The 22,958-nt window shown below is 71.2% G+C and carries 18 protein-coding genes; 2 read left to right on the top strand and 16 right to left on the bottom strand.

Annotated features, from left to right (window positions below; genetic code table 11):
- From N801_RS02620 to N801_RS02570, 10 genes are all read right to left on the bottom strand, one after another.
- Entirely contained in the window at positions 1–768 is a 768-nt protein-coding gene (locus tag N801_RS02620) for a 3-oxoacyl-ACP reductase (RefSeq protein WP_035932525.1), read from the bottom strand.
- A gap of 11 nt (positions 769–779) precedes the next feature.
- Complete coding sequence (locus N801_RS02615) at positions 780–2,153, bottom strand: aldehyde dehydrogenase family protein (protein WP_035932523.1); 1,374 nt, start codon at positions 2,151–2,153, stop codon at positions 780–782.
- Position 2,154: 1 nt separating this feature from the next.
- On the bottom strand, positions 2,155–3,540 hold the full coding sequence (locus tag N801_RS02610; protein WP_052112526.1) for a glutamine synthetase family protein: 1,386 nt from the start codon (positions 3,538–3,540) through the stop codon (positions 2,155–2,157).
- A gap of 22 nt (positions 3,541–3,562) precedes the next feature.
- Positions 3,563–4,291, bottom strand: coding sequence for a FadR/GntR family transcriptional regulator (locus N801_RS02605; protein ID WP_035932522.1), 729 nt, complete (start codon positions 4,289–4,291; stop codon positions 3,563–3,565).
- 22 nt (positions 4,292–4,313) lie between these two features.
- A complete protein-coding gene (locus N801_RS02600; protein WP_052112525.1) occupies positions 4,314–5,849 on the bottom strand; it encodes an amino acid permease in 1,536 nt (511 codons plus the stop codon).
- Positions 5,850–6,032: 183 nt separating this feature from the next.
- Entirely contained in the window at positions 6,033–7,130 is a 1,098-nt protein-coding gene (locus N801_RS02595) for a branched-chain amino acid aminotransferase (protein ID WP_035932520.1), read from the bottom strand.
- 48 nt (positions 7,131–7,178) lie between these two features.
- Entirely contained in the window at positions 7,179–8,243 is a 1,065-nt protein-coding gene (locus tag N801_RS02590) for a 3-isopropylmalate dehydrogenase (RefSeq protein WP_035932517.1), read from the bottom strand.
- 502 nt (positions 8,244–8,745) lie between these two features.
- Entirely contained in the window at positions 8,746–9,102 is a 357-nt protein-coding gene (locus tag N801_RS02580; RefSeq protein WP_169744199.1) for an HU family DNA-binding protein, read from the bottom strand.
- A gap of 78 nt (positions 9,103–9,180) precedes the next feature.
- Positions 9,181–10,767, bottom strand: a complete 1,587-nt coding sequence (gene serA / locus N801_RS02575; RefSeq protein ID WP_035932514.1) for a phosphoglycerate dehydrogenase — start codon at positions 10,765–10,767, stop codon at positions 9,181–9,183.
- Positions 10,768–10,885: 118 nt separating this feature from the next.
- Positions 10,886–11,236: a hypothetical protein gene (locus N801_RS02570; RefSeq protein ID WP_035932513.1), complete on the bottom strand. Its 351-nt coding sequence runs from the start codon at positions 11,234–11,236 to the stop codon at positions 10,886–10,888.
- Positions 11,237–11,299: 63 nt separating this feature from the next.
- Here N801_RS02570 and N801_RS02565 point away from each other — a divergent pair, with 63 nt between their 5' ends.
- Positions 11,300–12,082, top strand: coding sequence for an SDR family oxidoreductase (locus tag N801_RS02565; RefSeq protein ID WP_035932620.1), 783 nt, complete (start codon positions 11,300–11,302; stop codon positions 12,080–12,082).
- 272 nt (positions 12,083–12,354) lie between these two features.
- Here the strand turns inward: N801_RS02565 and N801_RS02560 are convergent, their stop codons facing one another.
- Positions 12,355–16,521 (bottom strand): nSTAND1 domain-containing NTPase, encoded by a 4,167-nt coding sequence (locus tag N801_RS02560; protein ID WP_035932511.1) that lies wholly within the window; start codon positions 16,519–16,521, stop codon positions 12,355–12,357.
- A 183-nt stretch (positions 16,522–16,704) separates the two neighbouring features.
- Here N801_RS02560 and N801_RS02555 point away from each other — a divergent pair, with 183 nt between their 5' ends.
- Complete coding sequence (locus N801_RS02555; protein WP_035932509.1) at positions 16,705–17,043, top strand: hypothetical protein; 339 nt, start codon at positions 16,705–16,707, stop codon at positions 17,041–17,043.
- Positions 17,044–17,224: 181 nt separating this feature from the next.
- On the opposite strand, the gene N801_RS02550 is transcribed toward N801_RS02555, so the two are convergent.
- The 5 genes from N801_RS02550 to ilvD form a co-directional block, all read right to left on the bottom strand.
- Positions 17,225–17,449: a hypothetical protein gene (locus tag N801_RS02550; RefSeq protein ID WP_156996422.1), complete on the bottom strand. Its 225-nt coding sequence runs from the start codon at positions 17,447–17,449 to the stop codon at positions 17,225–17,227.
- A gap of 117 nt (positions 17,450–17,566) precedes the next feature.
- A complete protein-coding gene (gene ilvC / locus N801_RS02545) occupies positions 17,567–18,598 on the bottom strand; it encodes a ketol-acid reductoisomerase (RefSeq protein ID WP_035932506.1) in 1,032 nt (343 codons plus the stop codon).
- 54 nt (positions 18,599–18,652) lie between these two features.
- Positions 18,653–19,165 (bottom strand): acetolactate synthase small subunit, encoded by a 513-nt coding sequence (gene ilvN, locus N801_RS02540; RefSeq protein ID WP_035932505.1) that lies wholly within the window; start codon positions 19,163–19,165, stop codon positions 18,653–18,655.
- Positions 19,165–20,991 carry an acetolactate synthase large subunit gene (locus N801_RS02535; protein WP_035932504.1) on the bottom strand — a complete coding sequence of 609 codons (1,827 nt, stop codon included), beginning with the start codon at positions 20,989–20,991 and terminating at the stop codon, positions 19,165–19,167. The genes ilvN and N801_RS02535 overlap by 1 nt, the downstream gene beginning before the upstream one ends.
- Before the next feature lie 233 nt (positions 20,992–21,224).
- Complete coding sequence (gene ilvD, locus N801_RS02530) at positions 21,225–22,931, bottom strand: dihydroxy-acid dehydratase (protein WP_035932501.1); 1,707 nt, start codon at positions 22,929–22,931, stop codon at positions 21,225–21,227.
- Between the last annotated feature and the right edge of the window lie 27 nt (positions 22,932–22,958).

The raw sequence follows: 22,958 nt of genomic DNA, 5'->3' as shown, positions 1-22,958 counted from the left end.
TCAGAGCGGCGTGACGTAGGCGCTGCTGATCCCGCCGTCGACGAGGAAGGTGTTGGCCGTGATGAAGCTCGACTCGTCGGAGGCGAGGAAGAGGACGGCGTTCGCGATCTCCTCCGGCTCGGCGAAGCGGCCCATCGGCACGTGGACGAGCCGCCGCGCGGCCCGCTCCTCGTCCTTGGCGAAGAGCTCCTGCAGCAGCGGGGTGTTGACCGGCCCGGGGCAGAGCGCGTTGACGCGCACCCCCTGACGCGCGAACTGCACGCCGAGCTCTCGCGACATCGACAGCACGCCACCCTTGGATGCGCTGTAGGAGATCTGCGAAGTGGCCGCACCCATCACCGCGACGAACGACGCCGTGTTGATGATCGAGCCCCTCCCCTGCTCGAGCATGTAGGGCAGGGCCGCCTTGCAGCACAGGTAGACCGAGGTGAGGTTGACCTCCTGCACCCGGCGCCACGCGTCGAGGTCGGTGTCGAGGATCGAGTCGTCCTCGGGTGGGCTGATGCCGGCGTTGTTGAACGCGATGTCGACGCTGCCGAACCGCTCGTTCGCGGTGGCGAAGAGGGCGTCCACCTGTTGCTTGTCGGTGACGTCGCAGCGGACGTACGCGCCGCCCACCTCCTCGGCGATGCCCGGCCCCTGCGCGTCGTCGAGGTCGCCGATGACGACCGTGGCTCCCTCCTGCGCGAACCGCCGCACCGTGGCCAGCCCGATGCCGGAGCACCCGCCCGTGACGACGGCCACCCTGCCTGCGAGTCGATCTCCCATGTGCTGACCTTTCACGGTTCGGTGCTGATGAAGACGTTCTTGACCTCGGTGAACGCGTCGAGCGCGTCCGGTCCGAGCTCGCGTCCGATGCCGCTGGACTTGAACCCCCCGAAGGGCGTCGAGTAGCGGACACTGCTGTGGCTGTTGACCGACAGGTTGCCCGCCTCGACGCCGCGCGAGACGCGGATCGCGCGGCCGACGTCGCGGGTCCAGATCGACCCCGACAGACCGTATGCCGTGTCGTTCGCCTTCGCGATCGCGTCGGCCTCGTCGTCGAAGGGCATGACCCCCACGACCGGGCCGAAGACCTCGTCCTGCCACACCCGGTCGCTCGTCGAGCGCGGGAGGACGACCGTGGGCGGGTACCACCAGCCGGCCCCCTCGGGAGCCGTCCCCCGGAAGGCGACGTCGACGGGCTCTTCACTTCCCTCGACGAAGCCCCGCACCGTCTCACGCTGGCGGTCGCTGACGAGCGGGCCCATCTGGGTGGCGTCGTCCCCCGGGTCGCCGACCCGCACGTCACGCATCGCCGACTCGAAGCGGCCCATGAAGTCGTTGAAGACCTCACGCTGCACGAGGATCCGCGTCCGCGCGCAGCAGTCCTGGCCGGCGTTGTCGAGGAACGACATCGGGGCGGCCGCGGCGGCGGCCTCGAGGTCGGCGTCGGCGAAGACGATGTTGGCCGACTTGCCACCGAGCTCGAGGGTGACCCGCTTGAGCTGGTCGGCGGCGCCTCGCATGATGCCCTGGCCCACGGCGGTCGACCCGGTGAAGCAGACCTTGCGCACGTCGGGGTGGGTGACGAAGCGCTCCCCCACCACCGAGCCCTTGCCCGGCAGCACGGTGAAGACCCCTTCCGGCACGCCCGCGTCGAGGGCGAGCTCGGCCAGGCGCATGGCGGTCAGCGGCGTCAGTTCGGCCGGCTTGAGGACGACCGTGTTGCCGGCTGCCAGGGCCGGGGCGAACCCCCATCCGGCGATGGGCATGGGGAAGTTCCACGGGACGATGACGGAGACGACACCGAGGGGCTCCTTGAAGGTGACGTTGATGCCGCCCGCGACCGGGATCTGCTGTCCCAGCAGCCGCTCCGGCGCCGCGGAGTAGTAGGCGAGCACGTCACGGACGTTGCCGGCCTCCCACCGGGCGTTGCCGATCGTGTGGCCGGCGTTCTGCACCTCGAGCCGGGCGAGCTCCTCGAGGTGGTCGTCGACGACGTCGCTGAACCGGCGCAGCAGCCGCCCGCGGTCGGCGGGTGCCATGGCGCGCCACTGCGGCCCGACCTCGACGGCCCGGGCGACTGCCTCGTCGGTCTCCTCGACACCGACGAGGTCGATCGTGCGGACCGTCTCCTCGGTCGCCGGGTTGATCACGTCATGGGTTGTCATGTCAGAGCCTTTCGAAGCCTCGGATGCGTTCCCAGTCGGTCACCGCGGCGTCGAAGGCCGTGAGCTCGACGTCGGCCGCGTTGACGTAGTGGTCGACGACGTCGTCCCCGAACACCTCGCGTGCGATCCTCGACTCTGCCAGCAACGTCCGCGCCTCCCGCAGGGTCCTCGGCACCGTGGGGACGTCGGACACGTAGGCGTTGCCCTCGAACGCCGGCTCGAGCTCGAGCTCGTGCTCGATCCCGTAGAGGCCTCCGGCGAGCATGGCGGCCACGGCGAGGTACGGGTTGACGTCACCGCCGGGGACGCGGTTCTCCATCCGCAGCCCGGCGCCGTGACCGACGACGCGCAGGGCGCAGGTGCGGTTGTCACGACCCCAGGCAATGGCGGTCGGCGCGAACGAGCCGGGCGCGAAACGCTTGTAGGAGTTGATGTTCGGGGCGTAGAAGTAGGCGAAGTCGCGCATCGTCGCGAGCACGCCGGCGAGGAACTGGTCGTGCAGCACGCCCTGCCCGCCCTCGCGCTCGTCGTCGGCGAAGACCACCTCTCCGTCGAGGCCCCGCAGCGACAGGTGGATGTGGCACGAGTTGCCCTCGCGCTCGTCGTACTTCGCCATGAAGGTCAGCGACTTGCCGTGCCTGGCCGCGATCTCCTTGGCCGCCGTCTTGTAGATGACGTGGTTGTCGCAGGTGCGGACGACCTCGTCGTAGAGGAAGCCGATCTCGTGCTGCCCGAGGTTGCACTCCCCCTTCGCACCCTCGACGGTGACGCCTGCGGCATACAGCTCGTTGCGGATCTCGCGCAGGACCGGCTCGACCTCCGTCCCGCCCGTGATCGAGTAGTCGACGTTGTAGCGGTTGGCGCCGGTGAGCCCGACGTAGCGCCGGTCCCACGCCGACGCGTAGCTGTCGTCGAAGACGATGAACTCCAGCTCGGTGCCGGCGATCGCCTGCCAGCCGAGCTCGGTGGCGCGCGCGACCTGGGCCTTGAGGATGTCGCGCGGCGACTGGCGCACGGGTCCGGAGCCGTCGAGCCAGGCGAGGTCGCACTGGATCGTCACGGAGTGCGGCTGGCCGGGCGTGCGCCGCAGGGTGTCGAGGTCGAGGACGAACTCGAAGTCGCCGTAGCCCTTCTCCCACGAGGACATGGCGTAGCCGTCGACGGTGTTCATGTCGACGTCGACGGCGAGGAGGTAGTTGCACCCCTCCACCGCACCGTCGAGGACGTGGTCGAGGAAGTAGGCCGCGTGCAACCGCTTGCCGGTGAGCCGGCCCTGCATGTCGGTGAAGGCGACGACGACCGTGTCGATCTCACCGGTGGACGAGCCCGCCCTCAGGTCGTCGAGCGTGAACTGCCGGGGTCCACTGGCGTGGATCGATCCGCTCATGTGTTCTCTCCTTCGATCGGGCTCATCCGAGCAGTCCCCTGAGCAGGGCGGAGGTGGCGTCGCAGTGCTCCTCCATGGCCGCCCGCGCGCGGTCGGCGTCCCCCCGCAGGATCGCACCGACCACCGCGTCGTGCTGGTCGCACGAGTGGCTGATGTTGCGCTCGAGCACGGGGATCGCGCCGAGCATCTCACCGAGGGCCGCCTGGGCCCGGGTGACCGACTCGATGAGCATCGGCGATCCCGACAGCGTGGCGACGGCGAGGTGGAAGCGGCTGTCCGCCATGCGGTGCGAGGCGGGGTCCGGGGCGTCCCGCACGGCGGCCGCCGACGCGACCAGCCACGACCGCTGGTCCCCGGAGAGGTCCTGCCGGGCCGCGAGCCACGCCGCGCCCGGCTCGACGACCCGGCGGAAGTCGAGGGCGTCAGCCAGTGCCACCCCGCGACGGACCGGCGGCCGCGCCGAGCCCGGCACGGGGGCGACGTAGGTGACGAGCGTGCCGCCACCACGTCCTCGCCGGGTGGTGACGAGCCCACTGGTGCGCAGAGCCGCGATCGCGTCGCGCAGCGAGCTGCGCGAGACGCCGAGGCGCTCGGCGAGCTCGCGCTCGGGCGGCAGATGCTGCCCGTGTTCGAAGACGCCGAGCCGGATCGCCGTCGCCAGCTGCTCGACCGTCGTCTCGAAGACGTTCGCCGTCGCCGGGCGCAGGACGGCCTCGGGAAGCCGTCCCGCGCCCAGGGGCGACTCCGTCACGAAGCCGACCTCACGGCATACCTCATCGGAAGATCTCGGCGGGCGGGATCGTGTCGTGGCCCTCGGGCACGTCGACCATGAAGTGCTTCCGACCCGCCAGGAACCAGGACGCCGTGGCGAAGCCGATGACGATGAGCACCGCGATCGGCGCGTAGTTGAAGGTGTCGACCGTGATCGGCGAGGCCGGCGGCAGCATGAAGAGCACGACGATGAACACCACCCACGCCACGGCGATCCAGCCGATGGGGGCGCTCCACCGGCCGAGGTTCCACCGTCCCGGTTGGAAGTCCGGGTTCATCCGGCGGAGGAAGACCGGCGTGACGTAGGCGATGTAGAGCCCGATGACCGCGATCGACGTGACGGCGAGGTAGGCCGTGGTGGAGACGAGAGCCGGGCTGGCGAGGACGATCGAGGCCACGGTGACGAGCCAGATCGAGTTGGTCGGGGTGCCGGTCCGCGGGTTGACCTTGGCCCACAGGCGCGAGCCGGGCAGCGCGTTGTCACGGGAGAAGGCGAAGGACATGCGCGAGGACGAGGTCACGCACGCCATGCCGCAGAAGAACTGGGCGACGGCTGCGATGAACAGCATGAACAGGCCCAGGGTCTCCCCGGTCGCGTCGATGAAGATCTGTGCCGGCGGCAGGCCGATGTCGGAGTCCTTCGCCGCGGTCCAGCCGTCCTCACCCTGGACCGCGAAGGTCACCGCCAGGAGGAGGATCCACCCGGCGACGAGCGAGACGACGACCGAGTTCACGATGCCCCGCGGCGCGGCGACCGAGGCGTTCTTGGTCTCCTCCGCGACGTGGGCGGAGGCGTCGAACCCGGTGAAGGTGTACTGCGCCATGAGCAGTCCGATGAGGAAGACGTAGATGCCGCTCTGCCAGCCGGTCTCGTTCTTGAACTCGGTGAAGACCCACTCCGCGCTCTGGTGCTGGTCGGGGACGAAGGCCAGCAGGAGGACGATGATCGCCGCGCCGGCGAGGTGCCACCACGCCGAGACGCTCGAGAGCAGTCGGACGAGGTTGACGCCGAAGGCGTTGAGCAGCCCGTGCAGGAGCAGGATGATGACGAAGGCGATGAACGTCGTCGTCGCGCTCACCTCGAACCCGAACACCAGGCTGAGGAAGGCCATCCAGGTCACGGCTGCGCCGTAGTCGACCGCGGTCGTCACGGCCACCTCGCCGAGGAAGTTGAACCACCCGACGTACCAGGCCCAGACCCGCTTGTTCGTCCGGGCGAGACGACCTGCCCAGAAGTAGAGACCGCCGGCGGTCGGGTACACCGAGCAGATCTCCCCCATCGCGAGGGCGACGCAGACGACGAACACCCCGACGAGGGGCCAGCCGATGGAGATCGCCATCGGTCCGCCGGCGTTCATCGCGATGAGATAGCTCGTGATGCAGCCGGCGAGGATCGAGATGATCGAGAAGGAGACGGCGAAGTTGCTGAAGCCGCTCATGGAGCGGGTGAGCTCCTGCTTGTAGCCGAGCGCGGCCAGCATGTCCTCGTCGCTCTGGTGCCCGGTCGTCAGGTCGTCCTGTTCCCGCTGAGTCGCCATGCGCACTCCCCATCAAAGGTCTGTTTCCGGACCCGGTGATCCCGAAACATCAATGGTGCACAGAGAACACCACAGCGCACGCCGACGTCAATGGTCTGTTCATGAACCTTTTGACGCCGACGCGGTGGCACCCACCTTCTGCGCCGCGCCTCATCCTCCCGAGCCGCACCCATCGAGCGGCGGTCAGACCAAGCGGGTCATCCAGCCGCGGGTGTCCTCGGCGCGGCCGTACTGGATGTCGAGGAGGCGAGCGCGGATCGCCCGGGTGACTGCGCCACCCTCGGGTCCACCGACCGCCGGGGCCGTGCCCCCCTCCCAGCGCAGCTCGCCGACCGGCGTCACGACGGCGGCCGTGCCGCACGCGAAGATCTCGACGATGTCGCCGGAGACCACCCCGTCCTTCCACTCCTGGATCGGCACTTTGCGCTCGACGGGCGTGAGGTCGAGGTCCTTGGCGAGCTCGAGGATGGAGCTGCGCGTGATGCCCTCGAGGATCGAGCCGGACAGCTCCGGGGTGACGAGCTCACCGTCCTTGGTGAGAAAGAAGAGGTTCATGCCACCGAGCTCCTCGATGAGCTGATGGGTGCCCGAGTCGAGGAAGACCGCCTGGTCACAGCCGTGCTCGATGCCCTCGAGCTGCCCGGCGAGCGACGAGGCGTAGTTGCCACCACACTTGGCGGCGCCGGTCCCACCCGCCCCGGCCCGCGCGTAGTCCTGCGAGATCCAGAGCGTCACCGGCTTGAGGCCACCGGGGAAGTAGGGACCGGCGGGCGAGGCGATGACGGAGTAGGTGACGACGTTGGCCGGGCGCACCCCGAGGAACGCCTCCGAGGCGTACATGAACGGGCGGAGGTAGAGGCTGGCCTCGCTGCCGTCGGCCGGGGGCACCCACGCCTCGTCGACCTCGAGCAGGGCCTTGAGCGAACCGATGAAGTCGGCCTCGGACAGCTCGGGCAGGGCCAGCCGGCGGGCGCTGCGGGCCATGCGCGCCGCGTTGGCCTCGGGGCGGAACGTCCACACCGAGCCGTCGGCGTGGCGGTAGGCCTTCATGCCCTCGAAGATCTCCTGCGCGTAGTGCAGGACGGCCGCGCTCGGCATGAGCTGGATCGGCCCGTAGGGCACGACCTTCCCGTCCTGCCACCCGCCGTCCTTGGTCCACGTCGCCGTGACCATGTGGTCGGTGAAGTGGACGCCGAACCCGGGGTTGGCGTGGATCTCGGCGCGACGCTCGTCGGACACCGGGTCCTCACGGCGCAGGGTCGTGAACGAGAGGTCGGTCATCAGCGGGTCCTTCCACGCAAGGGGGCTTCGGTGCGGCCGGCTCCGAGCCTATGACAGGCGCGCGGCGACGGCGTCACCGATGGCGCTCGTCGTGCGGGCGGCGCTGCCCCGCTGCGCGAGGTCGGCGGCGACCGCCGCCTCGACCCGGGCCGCCTCGTCGGTGCGACCGAGGTGCTCCAGGAGCATCGCGACGGAGAGGATCGTCGCCGTCGGGTCGGCGACGCCCTGCCCGGCGATGTCCGGGGCCGAGCCGTGGACCGGCTCGAACATGCTCGGCGACTCCCCCGTCGGGTTGATGTTGCCGCTCGCGGCGAGGCCGATGCCGCCGGCGATGGCGGCCGCGATGTCGGTGATGATGTCGCCGAAGAGGTTGTCGGTGACGATGACGTCGAACCGGCCGGGGTCGGTCACGAGGAAGATCGTGGCCGCGTCGACGTGCTGGTAGGCCGTCTCGACGTCGGGGAACTCGGCCCCGACCTCGTCGACCGTGCGCCGCCACAGGTGGCCGGCGTGGGTGAGGACGTTGTGCTTGTGCACGAGCGTGAGGTGACGACGAGGGCGCGCCTGGGCCCGGGCGAAGGCCTCACGCACGACGCGCTCGACGCCGAAGCGGGTGTTGACGCTCACCTCGGTGGCGATCTCGTGGGGGGTGCCGGCGCGCAGCGAGCCGCCGTTGCCGACGTAGGGGCCCTCCGTGCCCTCACGCACGACGACGAAGTCGATTCCGTCCGGGGCGACCCGCTCGATCGCGAGCGGGCTCTCGACGCCCGGGTAGAGCTTCGCGGGACGGAGGTTGACGAAGTGGTCGAGAGCGAAGCGCAGCGGCAGGAGGATGCCGCGCTCGAGGACACCGCTCGGGACGCTCGGGTCACCGATGGCGCCGAGCAGGATGGCGTCGTGGCCGCGGAGCTCGTCGAGGACGCTGTGGGGCAGCGTCTCGCCGGTCGCGTTCCAGCGCGTCGCGCCGAGGTCGTATGCCGTCGAGCTCACCTTCGTGCCGCTCCCGGCGGTCACCGCCTCGAGGACCTTGAGGCCCTCGGCGACCACCTCGGGCCCGATGCCGTCCCCGGCGATGACGGCGAGGTCGATGTCCGCTGCGCTGTGATCGCTCATGGGCCCACTCTAGGAAGGCATCTCGACATTCGGGATCGGGTGCTCACCATGCGGGCATGCGACAGGCCCCCGACCGAGGGTCCGGGGGCCTGTTCACGGGCTGACCGAGGTCAGCCGTGGGTCACGCGTCCGTGTGGTCCTGGTCGCGCAGGTCCATCGACTCCTGCAGGGCCCGGCGGGCCTGCTGGGCTTCTTCGCTCATGAAACTCAGTCCTTCGACATCTCGTGGGGGGCGGGTCGGTCGGCTCGAGCCCGGGGGTGAGGGCGAACCGGTCAGCGGACGTCACGGGGTCTCCGCGACGAGGGAGCTGACTACCGGACCTCGCCGCGGCTGGCGATGAGACGTACCTGCCGCTGCATGTGTCGAGGTTATGAGGACGTCCTACTATCCGGAAGACAGTGACCACAGCGTGAGACGCGGTCTCATTGCGCGCCCTCCGGACGCACGGATGCCGCGCTCCCACCGAGGTGGTCGCGCGGCATCCGTGACGGGACTGCTGGGTCAGCTCTTGGCGAGCTTGCGCTTGAGCTCCGCGCCCGGCTTGAACGCGGCCGACGTGCTGGCCGCGATGTCGAGCGACTCACCCGTCTGCGGGTTGCGGCCCGTGCGAGCAGCGCGCTCGCGCGTCTCGAAGATGCCGAAGCCCGGCAGCGAAACCTTGTCACCGGCGACGAGCGCGTCGGTGATGGCACCGAGCACGGCGTCGATGGCGCGGTCGGCCTCGGCCGCGCTGACGCCGGCGCTCTCGGCGACCTTGTTCTTGAGATCCGTACGGTTCACAAATCCTCCTGGGACGTGTCTGTCTGAGGAACAACGAGTATCACGGACGGCGAGCCACCCGAAACCGACGCGCGACACGCACCACGCGGCCCGGCCCTGGCCGGTGGGCACACGGCATACTGTCCGTCGGTCAGTGACCTTGTGACACAGGGCCGCTCACTGCACGAGGTCGACCACGCGGACGTCCGCGTCGACCTCGGACGCAATCGCGTGCACGACGGCGGACGGGATCTCGTTGTCGACGGTGAGGGCGACCAGGGCGAGCCCGGCGGCGTCGTCGCGGGCCACCTGCATGCCGCCGATGTTGACGTCGGCCTCACCCAGGAGCCGCCCGATGACGCCGACGACACCCGGGCGGTCCTTGTACGAGAAGAAGGCCATGTGGTCGCTGATCGGGACCTCGATGTCGAAGCCGTTGACGCCGATGAGCTTCTGGACCAGCTTCGGTCCGGTGAGCGTCCCGGCGACGGAGACGGTCGTCCCGTCGGCGAGCGTCCCGCGCAGCGTCGTGACGTTGCGGAAGTCCTCCGAGACGGCGTCGGTGAGCAGGCGCACCTCGCAGCCGCGCTCCTTGGCGAGCAGCGGCGCGTTGACGTAGGTCACCGGGTCTGACGTGACGTCGGTGAAGATGCCCTTGAGGGCGGCGAGCTCCCAGATCGACACGTCGTGCGCGGTGATCTCGCCGCGGACGTCGACGTCGAGCTGCACCGGGACCGAGCCGGCGACACCGGTGAAGATGCGACCGAGCTTCTCGACGAGGTCGATGCCGGGGCGGACCTCCTCGGCGACGGCGCCACCGGAGACGTTGACGGCGTCCGGGACGAGGTCGCCGCTGAGCGCGAGCCGGACCGACTTCGCGACGGCGACACCGGCCTTCTCCTGCGCCTCGTCCGTGGAGGCGCCGAGGTGCGGCGTGACGACGACCGACTCGTGCTCGAACAGGGGGCTCTCGGTCGTCGGCTCGGTCGCGAAGACGTCGATGCCGGCGCCGGCGACCCGGCCGTCACGCAGGGCCTGCGCGAGGGCGTCCTCGTCGACGATGCCGCCGCGGGCCGCGTTGATGATGCGCACGGTCGGCTTGACCTTGGACAGCGCCTCGGTGCCGATGAGACCGAGGGTCTCGGGCGACTTGGGCAGGTGGACGGTGATGAAGTCCGACTCGGCCAGCAGCTCGTCGAGGCTCACGAGGCGCGCACCGAGCTGGCCGGCGCGCTGTGCCGAGACATAGGGGTCGTAGGCGAGGATCTCGACGCCGAAACCCTTGAGCCGCTCGGCGACGAGCTGGCCGATCCGGCCGAAGCCGACGACGCCGACCTTCTTGTCGAGGAGCTCGACGCCGCCGTACTTGCTGCGCTTCCACGCGCCGCCCTTGAGGGCCTGGTTGGCCGGGGCGATGTTGCGGGCGGTGGCGAGGAGCAGGCCGACGGCGAGCTCGGCCGCGCTGGTGATGTTGGAGGTCGGGGCGTTGACGACCATGACGCCGGCCTGGGTGGCGGCGGGGACGTCGACGTTGTCGAGGCCCACCCCGGCGCGCGCGATGACCTTGAGGTTCTTCGCTGCGGCGATGGCCTCGGCGTCCATCTTGGTCGCCGAGCGGATGAGCACCGCGTCGACGTCGGCGAGCGCCGGCAGGAGCAGGGAACGGTCGGCGCCGTCGACGGTGCGGACCTCGAAGTCCGGTCCGAGGGCGTCGATCGTGGCGGGCGAGAGTTCTTCGGCGATGAGGACGACGGGTCTGGTCACGTGCGATTCCTTCGGCGGGACGCGGATGGGCGAATTGCACGGCGTTGTGCGCAGGCGAGTCTACGGCCGGTGCCCAGAATGTGGATGGTCCGGCCCGGCATGCGGACCCTGCCTGTGATCAGCCGCCGAGGAGGGCCTGCCACACGGCGACGCCCACGACGGTCTGCAGCGCGGCCCAGCAGGCGGACACCGGCGTGAGGACCGCGAGGAAGCGCGCCGGGCCTATCCGGGCGGCGCCGTTGGCGACCTGGGTGGCGCCGGCGAGCCCGTAGACCGGGTAGGTGACGAGCACCGAGCGGGCCCCGAACCGGCGCACGCGCTCCTGCGCCGCAGCGACGCGTCCGTCCGGTGCGGCACGCGAGGTCGCGACCCGACCGATCGCGTAGTAGCCGAGTCCGCGCACGACACCCAGGGCGAAGAGACCGACCCAGAGCAGGCCCGCCGGCCAGCTCGCCATCGTGTCGGTCACACCTGAGGATAGGCGAGCCCGGCGGTGCTCGACGCCTCGGATCGGCGCTGGGACACTGCTGGCATGCGCATCGTCGTGACCGGTGGATCCGGCGACCTGGGGGCCCGCGTGGTCAGGGTGCTGAGCGGACGAGGCCACGACGCGGTCGCCGCCAGCCGTCGCACCGGGGTCGACCTGTCGACCGGCGAGGGCCTCGACGCGGCGCTCGCCGGGGCCGACGCGGTCGTCCACGCGGCCAGCTCGCCGACGAGGCCGCAGACCGTCGACGTCGCCGGGGCCGCGCGGATCGGTGCGTCGCTGCGTCACCTCGGCTCGCCCGCCCACGTGGTGTCGATCTCGATCGTCGGGTGCGACCGCGTCCCGTACCCCTACTACCGGGCCAAGGTCGACTCCGAGACGGCGCTCGAGCGGTCCGGAGTCCCGACGACGATCGTGCGGGCCACCCAGTTCCACCCCCTCGCCGCCCTGCTGGGCTCCGCCCTCCGGCTCGGGTCGACGAGCTTCTCGTTGGGCGACATGCGCAGCCAGCCCGTCGACATCGACTGGGTGGCGGAGCGGCTCGCCGACCACGCCACGGGCACCGCCCCGAGCGGCTTCGTGCGGGCGCCCGAGCTCGCCGGGCCGACGGCATACGGCGCCCGCGAGATCTCGGCGCTGGTGGCGGCCCACGACGGGCGGACCCCACCGCGGGTCGTGCGCATCCCGCCGGTCGGCGAGGTCATGCGCGGCTTCTCGCAGGGTCGCAACCTCCCGGGACCGGGAGCCGAGACCGGGGGGCGCTCGTTCGAGGACTGGCTGGCGGCGCAGCCCCGCCCGCTCCCCCGCCGGATGCACTCACCGCCATGAACGACGACCACGTGCTCGCGCCGGGGATCGCGCGTCGAGGACGCCGACGGTGTGCGGCAGCGGATGAGCCGGTTCGCGGCGGTGACGACCGAGGGCGCGACCTACGAGCGCGCGGACTGCGACGCGCAGGGGGTGCGACATCGCCGTCGACTCGATGCGGGTCACGTGGCTGGACCTCCAGCGGCACGCATCGTTCCCGTTGTCACGCCGACGACCGGGTATGACGGTCAAGGTCACCTGCCAGCGTGGCGACCGGGTGCTCAGCACCCCGGTCATGGTGTCCGACCTCGTCGATGGGTCCTCGAGCGGCTGACCCTCGGCCGGGAGCAGGTGGCGTGGTAGGGCACCTGCCCACCGAAGATCAGGGCCCACTCGTCCGGGGTCAGGCTGCGGCCGGCCTTCTCGCAGGCCAGGCGCTGCCAGCTCGACACTCGCGTGTCCCACCGACGCACCGTGCCGTCCCCCGCCGCCAGCACCACGGTGTGGCCGTCCGGTTCGAAGACGGCCGACGACGGGATCCCCACGCGCCCGATGGTCGTCCCCTCCCTGGCCTCCCCCGTCCGTCCGTGCCACAGGCGGACCCGGCCGTCCCCACCGCTGCTGACGAGCAGGTCGCCGTCGGAGGAGAAGTCGACCCGAAGGATGGCTCCCTGGTGCTCACGCACCGGCTCCTTCGACCAGGCGCCCGTGTCGAGGTCGACCAGACCGACCTCGCCTTCTGCCCCGCCCACCGCGAGGAGCCGACCGTCGGGGGAGACGTCGGCATGGGTCACGTCGACGCCCACGGTCCTGGTCTGGACCGTGGTCCCGGCGCGCAGGTCCACGAGGGACAGCACGATCGCGGAGCCCCGGCCCAGCACCGCGAGCGCCCGATCCTCGCCTGCCCAGATCACCTCGTGCAGGTCGCCTTCGATCGTGACCCGGGCGCCGACGCGATCCAGGGTGGAGGCGTCCACCTGGAAGACGTGGCCCGACCGCTCCCCGACGACGAGGCGAGCGCCGTCCGGGGTGTACGCGAGCGCCTCGATCGGCCCCTCTCCCACCTCCTTCTCGACGACGACCGCACGACGTCGCCAGTCCCAGACCCGGATGGTGCGGTCACCCGGGACCGCGAGCCGCTCCGCATCCGGCGGCCGCCAGACGCCCCAGTTCTGGTACGTGCCGAGCACCGGCTCGAGGAGCCGACCCGTGGTCACGTCGAGGAAGTCGATCCTCTCCGCTCGATCGTCCGCCCCGGCCGTGGACGACATGTACGCGACCACCTCGCCGTCCGGCGCGGGCACGACGAGCTCACCCTCGATGCTGCCCACGGGCAGACCGGGGCGGAGGTTATGGATGAGCTGGCGCTCGCCCGAGAGGTCCCACGCGCTCAGCCGGTGGTCGGCGGTGAGCACGTGGAGCGTGCGACCGTCGCGGCTGAAGGCGAGGTCGCTCACCCCCTCGGACAGCCCCTCGATCCGCTCGCGGCGCACCCCTGTGACATCCCACAGCGTCACGGTGCGATCGGCGGACCCGCTGGCGACGACCCTCCCGTCGGGAGAGAAGGCCAGGCCGACGATCCCCTCGGACGGGTTGCGGAGTCGATTCCGCACGCTCAACCTCCCGGCGTCGAGCAGCGTCACCTCGTCGCCCCCCAGCGCCAGCACGCCGCCGTCCGGGCTGACGGCCAGGGAATCGGCCTCATCGGCCTTCCGCGGAAGGTCGATCCCCATCTCCGCCAACGTTCGGGACGCGAGCTGGCGCCCGGTCGCGACGTCGTGGACCACGATCGCCTCCGGTGAGGTGACCCGCGAGTAGACCCGGTCGCCCTTCGGGCTGAGCGCGAAGTCGTGGAGGGGTCGTCGGGGAAGGGACGGCAGACGCGTGGTCCCCCGCCACATGGCGACCTCACTCGTTCCCCCGTCCTGGCGGTACAGGGCAACCGCGACGACGCCCCCGACGACGCTCGTCTGGGCACCCCAGACGGGGGTGCCCTGCTCGGCGAGGAGCGTGACGCGCTCTCCGGTGCCGAGGTCGACGATCGACACCGTCCCGCTCTCGGTGCCGGTGAGCAGGCGCCGCCCGTCGACGAGGGGCTGCAGGCTGTGCGCCGCGCCCTCGACGCTCGCCACCTCCGCGAGCGAGCTGGGGTCGAGGACGCTGACGCGCTCCCCTCCGACGATGACGTGCCCGTCCACCCCCACCGCGATGGCGTGGGTGGCAGGCACGACGCGCGACCGCAGCAGTCCCGGCCACCGGGTGAGGGCGCGGAGGAGGGCGCCGCGGGTGTCCGCACCGTCCCGGAGGCGAACGGCCTCCACCCCGGCCAGGAGGGCGGTCGTCGGGTCGCTCGACTCGTGAGCGGCGGCCGCCGCGGTCGTGGCCCACCGGGCGACGGCGGCATCACCGGCGCGGTTGCGCTGCAGCACCGCGACTCCCCCGGCCGTCGCCGCGACGAGGACCAGCGTGACGATGCCGGCGACGAGCGCCCGGGTCGTGCGGTCGCGACGGCGGCGGTGGGCCTCCTCCATCGCCTCGCGGTGCCTCGCGACGCGTTCAGCCTCCCGCGAGGCGTCGAGGAACGCCTGCTCCGTCGGCGTGAGGGCCTCGGGCCCTCGAGCACGCCACTCCAGGGTCCTCCTGAGGCGGACCCCGCGGTACAGCTCGCTCTGCGGTCGCCCGAGCCCGTCCCAGCTGTCCGCGGCGGCGCTGAGGTGGCGCAGGACGTGCCGGCCCTCCACGTCCTCCTCGAGCCAGGCCCGGAGACGGGGCCACGCTCGGGCGAGGGACTCGTGGGCGACCGCCACGGCGTCGTCGTCGACCGCGAGCAGCCGAGCCCGCACCAGCAGCTCGACGAGACCCCGACTCCCGTCCTCGGGCAGCCGCCGCACCGGCACCCAGACCCGGACGGGGTCCCCGTCCGGGGTCACGGACACGAGCCGGCGCAGGAGGTCTCGCAGCACCGTGCGGTCGTCGTCGCCGAGTCCGTCGAACACGCCCTCAGCCGTCTGGGCGACGGCCCCGTCGATGCCACCCGAGTCGCGGTAGCCCGCGATCGTGAGGGTTCGCCCCTCACGTCGCTGCCACGTCTGCTCGAGGGCGTGAGCCATGAGGGGCAGCGCACCCGGGGCGTCGAGAACCTCGCCGAGCAGCACGTCGACGAGACCCGGCTCGAGGATGAGCGCTGCCTCCCTCGCCGGCCCCTCGATGGCCGCTCGCAGCGAGTCCGCCGTCATGGGCCCCAGGAGGTAGAGACCGCGTTCGACGATCCGCGACATTCCAGGGTGCCCGGCCACGTCGGCGAGGTGGTCCGCCCGCAGGGTCATGATGAGCGGCCCCCTCTCCGTGTGCCGGAGGAGGGCGTCGTCGAGGTCGTCCCGCTCGCCGGGTCCACAGGCAGCGAGCACCTCCTCCAGCTGGTCGACGACGACGGCGCCCCGCCACCGCGCGCCGACGAGGTCGCGGAGCCCGACGAGCGTGTCGGGACCCGGCCCGAGCACCTCCACCCTCTGGTGGGTGCTCCGCAACGACGCGACGACACCTGCGCGCACCAGCGAGGACTTCCCGCTGCCCGACGGGCCGGCGACGACGAGCACTCCCTGCTCGGTCAGCCGGGACAGGCACTGGTCGAGCTCGGCCCTACGGCCGAAGAAGACCTCGCCGTCGTCGACGTCGAACGCGCGCAGCCCCGGGTAGGGACACTCGGGGGCTGGTTCGGGCAGGGCCACCGCGGCCACGAGCGAGGCGTCCTGGCGCAGGATCGCGTCCTCGAGCCGCGCGATCTCGGCGCCGGGATCGAGGCCGAGCTCGTCGGCCAGGCGTCGCCTCGCCTGGCGCAACGTCTCCAGGGCGTCGGCCTGGTCGCCGGCGAGGTACTGGGCGAGGGCGAGCAGGGCCCAGCGCCGTTCCCGGAGCGGTTCCTGGGCGACCCTGCTGCGCGCCTCGGCGACGGTCTCGGCGTGCCGACCGGCTCGGAGGCTGGCGTCGAGCACCGCCTCCTCCGCCTCCCGCCGCACCTCGTCGAGCCGCTCCGCCTCGAAGCGGCCCGGTTCCCAGTCGAGGACCTCGGCGAGCGCCCGCCCCCTCCACAGACCCAGGGCCTCCCGCAGTACGTGGCGGGCGCGATCGGGGTCACCGGCGGTCAGGAGCTGGTGGCCCCTCTCGACGAGGTGGACGAACCGCACCGCATCGACCGTGTCTCCGTGCGCGGCGAGCCGGTAGCCGTGGGACGTCGTCTCGATCGCTGCGCTGCCGAGCACCTTGCGGATCCGCAGGATGCTGCTGGGGATGAGCTTGCGCCACGACGCCGGTGGGCTCTCGCCCCAGAGTGCCTCGGCGAGGCTCCCCGCGCTCAACGCCGTCCCCCCGGTGGCCACCAGTGCCTCGAGGACGACCTGGTCTCGCGGGGAGAGGACCGCGTGGTCGTCCACGAGGAGCGGTCCGAGCACGGCGATGCCCATGCGCCTCAATGTCCGCTTCACGAGGGCACCTGTCAACGGACCCGATACCCAGCCGATATCGGCTCTCGAGTGGCGTCCGACACCCGATGCCCGTCCGGTATCAGCACCCGCTCCGATGGTCCGCAAGCCACCCGACGGGCAGGCCCAGGACCGGCTCACCGGTCACCCAGGAAGGGACGCACCATGCGCACCAGCACCAGCACCATTGTCGGCCGAGCCGCAGCAGCCCTCGCCACCGTCGCCCTCGCCGGGCTCATCACCGTCGTTCCCGCCCACGCCGAGCCGAACCTGCTCGACGACGGCGCCATCACACCGGCCGAGCTCAGGGTGTGGGAGAACGAGAACGCGGGGACCACGGGAGATGCCGCCCCGACGGACCCCCGCCCGACCACCGTCGCGCTCGACGACAACGCCGTCGAGTACCTCCAGGTCGCCCTGGGCGCCCTGGGCGGGATGGCGGTCGTCGGAGGTCTCGTGGCCGCCACCTCCGGCCGCCGGCACGGGCACGCCCACCCGGCGTGACCCGACCCGTTCACCTGCCACGGCACCCGGTCCGGCAGCCGGCCGGATCGCCCGTTCCCCACGAAAGGACACGCCTCATGCACCTCACCACCACGTCACGGCGCAGCGCTGGAGCCCTGGGCACCACGGTCCTCGCTGCGATCATCACCGTCGGTCCGGCCCACGCCCGGCAGGACCAGGGTCAGCTCCTCGGGGCCAGGGACACTCGTCCCGACGGCTCGATCCTGCAGTACCCGAGCCCGGAGCCGTCCACCCCCGTCTCCGACGCGGTCAGCCGGTCGGGTCCGACAGCCCCACCGTTGACGACGACGCGGTCGAGTACCTCCAGGTCGCCCTCGGAGCGCTCGGCGGGATGGCCGTCGTCGGAGGTCTGGTGGCCGCCGGCTCCGCCCGTCGACACGGTCACGCCCACCCGGCGTGAGCGGGGGCCGGCGCCACTCGCTCGCTCGTGCCTCGCACGACGAAACGCTCCCCACGAAGGACATCGTGGGGAGCGTTCGTCGTGCCGTGCGCGGGGCGGTGCTCAGCGCGCGGCGGAGCCCTCGACGTAGTCGCTGTCGGTGTCGGTCTTGACCCAGGCCATGAGCTTGCGCAGCTCCTTGCCCGTGGCCTCGATCGGGTGCTGGGCACCCTTCTCGCGCAGGGCCGTGAACTCGGGCCCACCGGCGTCCTGGTCGTCGATGAAGCGCTTGGCGAACGCGCCGTTCTTGATGTCGGCGAGGACGGCCTGCATGTTCTCCTTGACCGACGGGTCGATGACGCGGGGGCCCGAGACGTAGTCGCCGTACTCGGCCGTGTCCGAGACCGACCAGCGCTGCTTGGCGATGCCGCCCTCGACCATGAGGTCGACGATGAGCTTGAGCTCGTGGAGGACCTCGAAGTAGGCGATCTCGGGCTGGTAGCCGGCCTCGGTGAGCGTCTCGAAGCCGTACTGCACGAGCTGGCTGGCGCCGCCACAGAGGACCGCCTGCTCACCGAAGAGGTCGGTCTCGCACTCCTCGGTGAACGTCGTCCTGATCCCGCCGGCGCGCAGTCCGCCGATGGCCTTGGCGTAGGACTTCGCGAGGTCCCAGGCGGTGCCCGACGGGTCCTGCTCGACGGCGAGCAGCACCGGCACTCCACGACCGTCGACGTACTCGCGGCGCACGAGGTGTCCGGGCCCCTTGGGGGCGACCATGAGGACGTCGGACCCGGCCTCGGGCCGGATGTAGTCGAAGCGGATGTTGAAGCCGTGCCCGAAGAGCAACGCGGCGCCGTCCTTGAGGTTGGGCTTGATGTGGTCGGCGTAGACCGTGCGCTGCACCTGGTCGGGCGTGAGGATGACGACGAGGTCGGCCTCCGCGGTGGCCTCGGCCACGGTCCTCACGGTCAGGCCCTCGGCCTCGGCCTTCGCGCGGCTCTTGCTGCCCTCGGCGAGACCGACGCGGACGTCGACCCCGCTGTCGCGCAGGTTGAGGGCGTGGGCGTGGCCCTGGCTGCCGTATCCGATGACGGCGACCTTGCGCCCCTGGATGATCGACAGGTCCGCGTCGTCGTCGTAGAACATTTCAGCCATGGTGTCGCTCTTCTCCTTGTGTGCGTGTGTATGCCGGGTGCGTGCGTGTGGTGGTCAGGCTCCGCGCAGCGCGCGGTCGGTGATGGAGCGGGGGCCGCGACCGATGGCGACGATGCCCGACTGGACGAGCTCGCGCACGCCGTAGGGCTCGAGGACCCCGAGCAGGGCGGTGAGCTTCTCGCCGGGGCCGGTGGCCTCGATGGTCACCGACTCGGTGGCGACGTCGACGACCTTGGCGCGGAAGAGCTGGACGAGCTCGAGGACCTGGCTGCGCGTCGCCGCGTCGGCCCGGACCTTGATGAGCATGACCTGCCGCTGCACGGCCGAGGCCGCGTCGAGCTCGACGACCTTGAGCACCTCGACGAGCTTGTTGAGCTGCTTGGTCACCTGCTCGAGCGGCAGGTCCTCGACGTCGACGACGACGGTGATGCGGGAGATCTCGACGTGCTCGGTCTCCCCCACTGCGAGCGACTGGATGTTGAAGCCGCGCCGGGCGAACAGGCCGGCGACGCGGGCCAGGACTCCGGGCTTGTTCTCGACGAGCACCGAGAGCGTGTGCTGCGACATCAGCTGCCCACCTCCTCTTCGCGGTCCCACTGAGGCGCCGTGTCCTTGGCGACCTGGATCGCGTCGTTGCTCACGCCGGCCTGCACCATCGGCCACACCATCGCGTCGCGGTGCACGACGAAGTCGACGACGACCGGTCGGTCGTTGATCGCCATCGCCTGCCGGATCGTGTCGTCCACGTCCTCCGGCCTCTCGCACCTGAGCCCGGCGCACCCGTAGGCGTCGGCGAGCTTGACGAAGTCGGGGATCCTCGTGCCCTCGTGGGACGTGTGCAGGTCGGTGTTGGAGTAGCGCTCGTTGTAGAAGAGCGACTGCCACTGGCGGACCATGCCGAGGCTGCTGTTGTTGATGACGGCGACCTTGATCGGGATGTTGTTGATGACGCAGGTCGCGAGCTCCTGGTTGGTCATCTGGAAGCACCCGTCGCCGTCGATCGCCCACACGGTGCGCTCGGGCTCGCCGACCTGCGCACCCATGGCGGCCGGGACGGCATACCCCATCGTCCCGAGGCCACCGGAGTTGAGCCAGGCACGGGGACGCTCGTACTGGACGAACTGGGCCGCCCACATCTGGTGCTGCCCGACCCCGGCGACGTAGACGGCCTCGGGCCCCACGATCGCGCTGAGTCGCTCGATGACGTACTGCGGTGCGAGGGTGCCGCCTTCCGTGGAGGTGTAGCCCAGCGGGAAGTCGCGCTTCCAGCCCAGGGTCCGCTCGCGCCACCGGGCATAGTCGCCGCCGCGGCCGGCGTCGATGTCGGCGTCGACCGACTGGATGAGGTCGACGAGGACGTCCTTGCACGAACCGACGATCGGCACGTCCGCCTTGCGGTTCTTGGAGATCTCGGCGGGGTCGATGTCGGCGTGGATGACCTTGGCCTCGGGCGCGAACGTCGACAGCTGGCCGGTGACGCGGTCGTCGAAGCGGGCGCCGAGGGTGATGAGGAGGTCGGCCTTCTGCAGGGCGGTGACGGCGGCGACCGAGCCGTGCATGCCCGGCATGCCGAGGTGCAGCTCGTGGCTGTCCGGCAGCGCGCCACGGGCCATGAGCGTGGTGACGACGGGGATCCGGGTGAGCTCGACGAACTGGCGCAGCTCCTCGCACGCGTCGGCGCGGATGACGCCGCCGCCGACGTAGAGGACGGGTCGCTCGGACGCGGCGATGAGCCTGGACGCCTCGCGGATCTGCTTCGTGTGCGGCCGGGTGACGGGGTGGTAGCCGGGCAGGTCGATCCGCGGCGGCCACGCGAAGGTCGTCTTCGCCTGCAGGGCGTCCTTGCTGATGTCGACGAGGACCGGGCCGGGCCGGCCGGTCGCGGCGATGTGGAAGGCCTCGGCGATGACCCGCGGGATCTGCGCCGCGTCGGTGACGAGGTAGTTGTGCTTGGTGATCGGCATCGTGATGCCGCGGATGTCGGCCTCCTGGAAGGCATCCGTGCCGATCGAGGCGCTCGCGACCTGGCCGGTGATGGCCACGATCGGGACCGAGTCCATGTGGGCGTCGGCGAGGGCGGTGACGAGGTTGGTCGCGCCGGGGCCCGAGGTCGCCATGCAGACGCCTACCCGGCCGGTCGCGCTGGCGTAGCCCTCCGCCGCGTGCCCGGCACCCTGCTCGTGGCGGACGAGGATGTGGCGCACCTTGACCGAGTCGAGGAGCGGGTCGTAGGCCGGGAGGATCGCCCCTCCGGGGATGCCGAAGACCGTGTCGACGTCCATGGACTCGAGCGAGAGGACGAGGCTCTGGGCCCCGGTCACCTCGATCGGCGCCTTGGCTCGTGCCTGCTCGGCGAGCCGCGCCGGGGTCGGCGCTGCCTGGGTCTCGCTCACGTCGTCACCATCTCTGCGTCGTCATGGGTGTCGCGGTTGTTCGTGGCCACAAAAAAACCCTCCCGTCCCCGGGTGGGGACGACGGAGGGAGGCACCTGGCCGACCGTCTCAGGCCGGGCCGGGCGCCGGGGGAAGTACGAGAATCGTGACCACGGGACGACTCTCCCCCGGCACCCCTGCCGTGTCAACGTGTGAGACGCCACATCCCACCATCCGGTCATTCCGGGGCGCTTTCAGTCGCAGACCGCGCCCTTGCTCGCCGACCCGACGAGCTTGCGGTACTTGGCGAGGACGCCCCTCGTGTACTTCGGCTCGGGGTGGGTGACGCCCTCGGCGCGACGCCGGTCCAGCTCGGCGTCCTCGACGAGGAGGTCCAGCGTGCCGTTGGCGACGTCGAGGCGTATGCCGTCCCCGTCACGGACGAAGGCGATGGGGCCCTCGTCGACCGCCTCGGGCGCGACGTGGCCCACGCACAGGCCGGTGGTGCCACCGGAGAAGCGGCCGTCCGTGAGGAGCAGGACCTCCTTGCCGAGACCCGCACCCTTGATGGCACCGGTGACCGCGAGCATCTCGCGCATGCCGGGCCCACCCTTCGGACCCTCGTAGCGGATGACGACGACGTCCTGCGGCTGGAGATGCCCCTGCTCGACGGCGTCCATCGCGGCGCGCTCGCCGTCGAAGACGCGGGCGGTGCCCTCGAAGACGTCGGTGTCGAAGCCGGCCGACTTCACGACGGCGCCCTCGGGGGCGAGCGAACCCTGGAGGATCGTCAGCCCACCGGTCCTGTGGATCGGCTCGGACATGGCGCGCACGACGTGGCCGTCGGGGTCCGGCGGGCGGATGTCGGCGAGGTTCTCGGCGACGGTGCGGCCGGTGACCGTGAGGCAGTCGCCGTGGATGAGGTCGGCGTCGAGGAGCGCCTTCATGACGACGGGCACGCCGCCGACCCGGTCGATGTCGGTCATGACGAACTGCCCGAACGGCTTGACGTCGGCGAGGTGCGGCACCCGCGCCCCGATCCGCTGGAAGTCGCCGATCGTGAGGTCGACCTCCGCCTCGTGGGCGATCGCGAGGAGGTGGAGCACGGCGTTGGTCGAGCCACCGAAGGCCATGACGACGGCGATGGCGTTCTCGAACGCCTGCTTGGTCATGATCTGGCGGGCGGTGATGCCGCGGCGCAGGAGCTCGACCACGGCCTCACCCGACTTGCGGGCGAAGCCGTCGCGGCGACGGTCGGTGGCGGGGGGCGCGGCGGAGCCGGGCAGTGACATGCCCATCGCCTCGGCGACCGAGGCCATCGTGTTGGCGGTGTACATCCCGCCGCAGGCACCCTCGCCCGGACAGATCGCGCGCTCGATGGCGTCGACGTCCTCGCGCGACATCTTCCCGGCGGCGCACGCGCCCACGGCCTCGAACGCGTCGATGATCGTCACGGTTCGCTCGGAGCCGTCGGAGAGCTTGGCGATCCCGGGAAGGATCGTGCCGGCATACAGGAACACGGAGGCGAGGTCGAGGCGGGCCGCGGCCATGAGCATCCCGGGCAGGCTCTTGTCGCACCCCGCGAGGAGCACGGAGCCGTCGAGGCGCTCGGCGTTCATCACCGTCTCCACCGAGTCGGCGATGATCTCGCGCGAGACGAGCGAGAAGTGCATGCCCTCGTGACCCATCGAGATGCCGTCGGAGACCGAGATGGTGCCGAACTCGAGGGGGTAGCCGCCCCCGGCGTGCACGCCGTCCTTGACCGCCTTGGCCAGTCGGTCGAGCGAGAGGTTGCAGGGGGTGATCTCGTTCCACGAGCTGGCCACGCCGATCTGCGGCTTGACCCAGTCGTCGTCGCCCATCCCGACGGCTCGCAGCATGCCCCGGGCCGCGGTCTTCTCGAGGCCGTCGGTGACGTCGCGGCTGCGGGGCTTGATGTCGATGTCGGGGGTGTCGCTCATGCGCCAACTCTAGGACGGGCGTCCATG

This window comes from Knoellia aerolata DSM 18566 (genome assembly GCF_000768695.1).
Classification (GTDB): Bacteria; Actinomycetota; Actinomycetes; order Actinomycetales; family Dermatophilaceae; genus Knoellia; species Knoellia aerolata.
The sequence above is the reverse complement of the archived record's forward strand: the minus strand, read 5'-3'. Positions and strand labels throughout refer to the sequence as shown.

Bases quoted from the DNA above. Each gene is read 5' to 3' on its own strand.
- N801_RS02620 (WP_035932525.1), bottom strand. From the start codon at position 768: ATGGGAGATCGACTCGCAGGCAGGGTGGCCGTCGTCACGGGCGGGTGC.
- N801_RS02615 (WP_035932523.1), bottom strand. From the start codon at position 2,153: ATGACAACCCATGACGTGATCAACCCGGCGACCGAGGAGACGGTCCGC.
- N801_RS02610 (WP_052112526.1), bottom strand. From the start codon at position 3,540: ATGAGCGGATCGATCCACGCCAGTGGACCCCGGCAGTTCACGCTCGAC.
- N801_RS02600 (WP_052112525.1), bottom strand. From the start codon at position 5,849: ATGGCGACTCAGCGGGAACAGGACGACCTGACGACCGGGCACCAGAGC.
- N801_RS02595 (WP_035932520.1), bottom strand. From the start codon at position 7,130: ATGACCGACCTCTCGTTCACGACCCTGCGCCGTGAGGACCCGGTGTCC.
- N801_RS02590 (WP_035932517.1), bottom strand. From the start codon at position 8,243: ATGAGCGATCACAGCGCAGCGGACATCGACCTCGCCGTCATCGCCGGG.
- N801_RS02565 (WP_035932620.1), top strand. From the start codon at position 11,300: ATGCGCATCGTCGTGACCGGTGGATCCGGCGACCTGGGGGCCCGCGTG.
- N801_RS02560 (WP_035932511.1), bottom strand. From the start codon at position 16,521: ATGGGCATCGCCGTGCTCGGACCGCTCCTCGTGGACGACCACGCGGTC.
- N801_RS02555 (WP_035932509.1), top strand. From the start codon at position 16,705: ATGCGCACCAGCACCAGCACCATTGTCGGCCGAGCCGCAGCAGCCCTC.
- ilvC (WP_035932506.1), bottom strand. From the start codon at position 18,598: ATGGCTGAAATGTTCTACGACGACGACGCGGACCTGTCGATCATCCAG.
- ilvN (WP_035932505.1), bottom strand. From the start codon at position 19,165: ATGTCGCAGCACACGCTCTCGGTGCTCGTCGAGAACAAGCCCGGAGTC.
- ilvD (WP_035932501.1), bottom strand. From the start codon at position 22,931: ATGAGCGACACCCCCGACATCGACATCAAGCCCCGCAGCCGCGACGTC.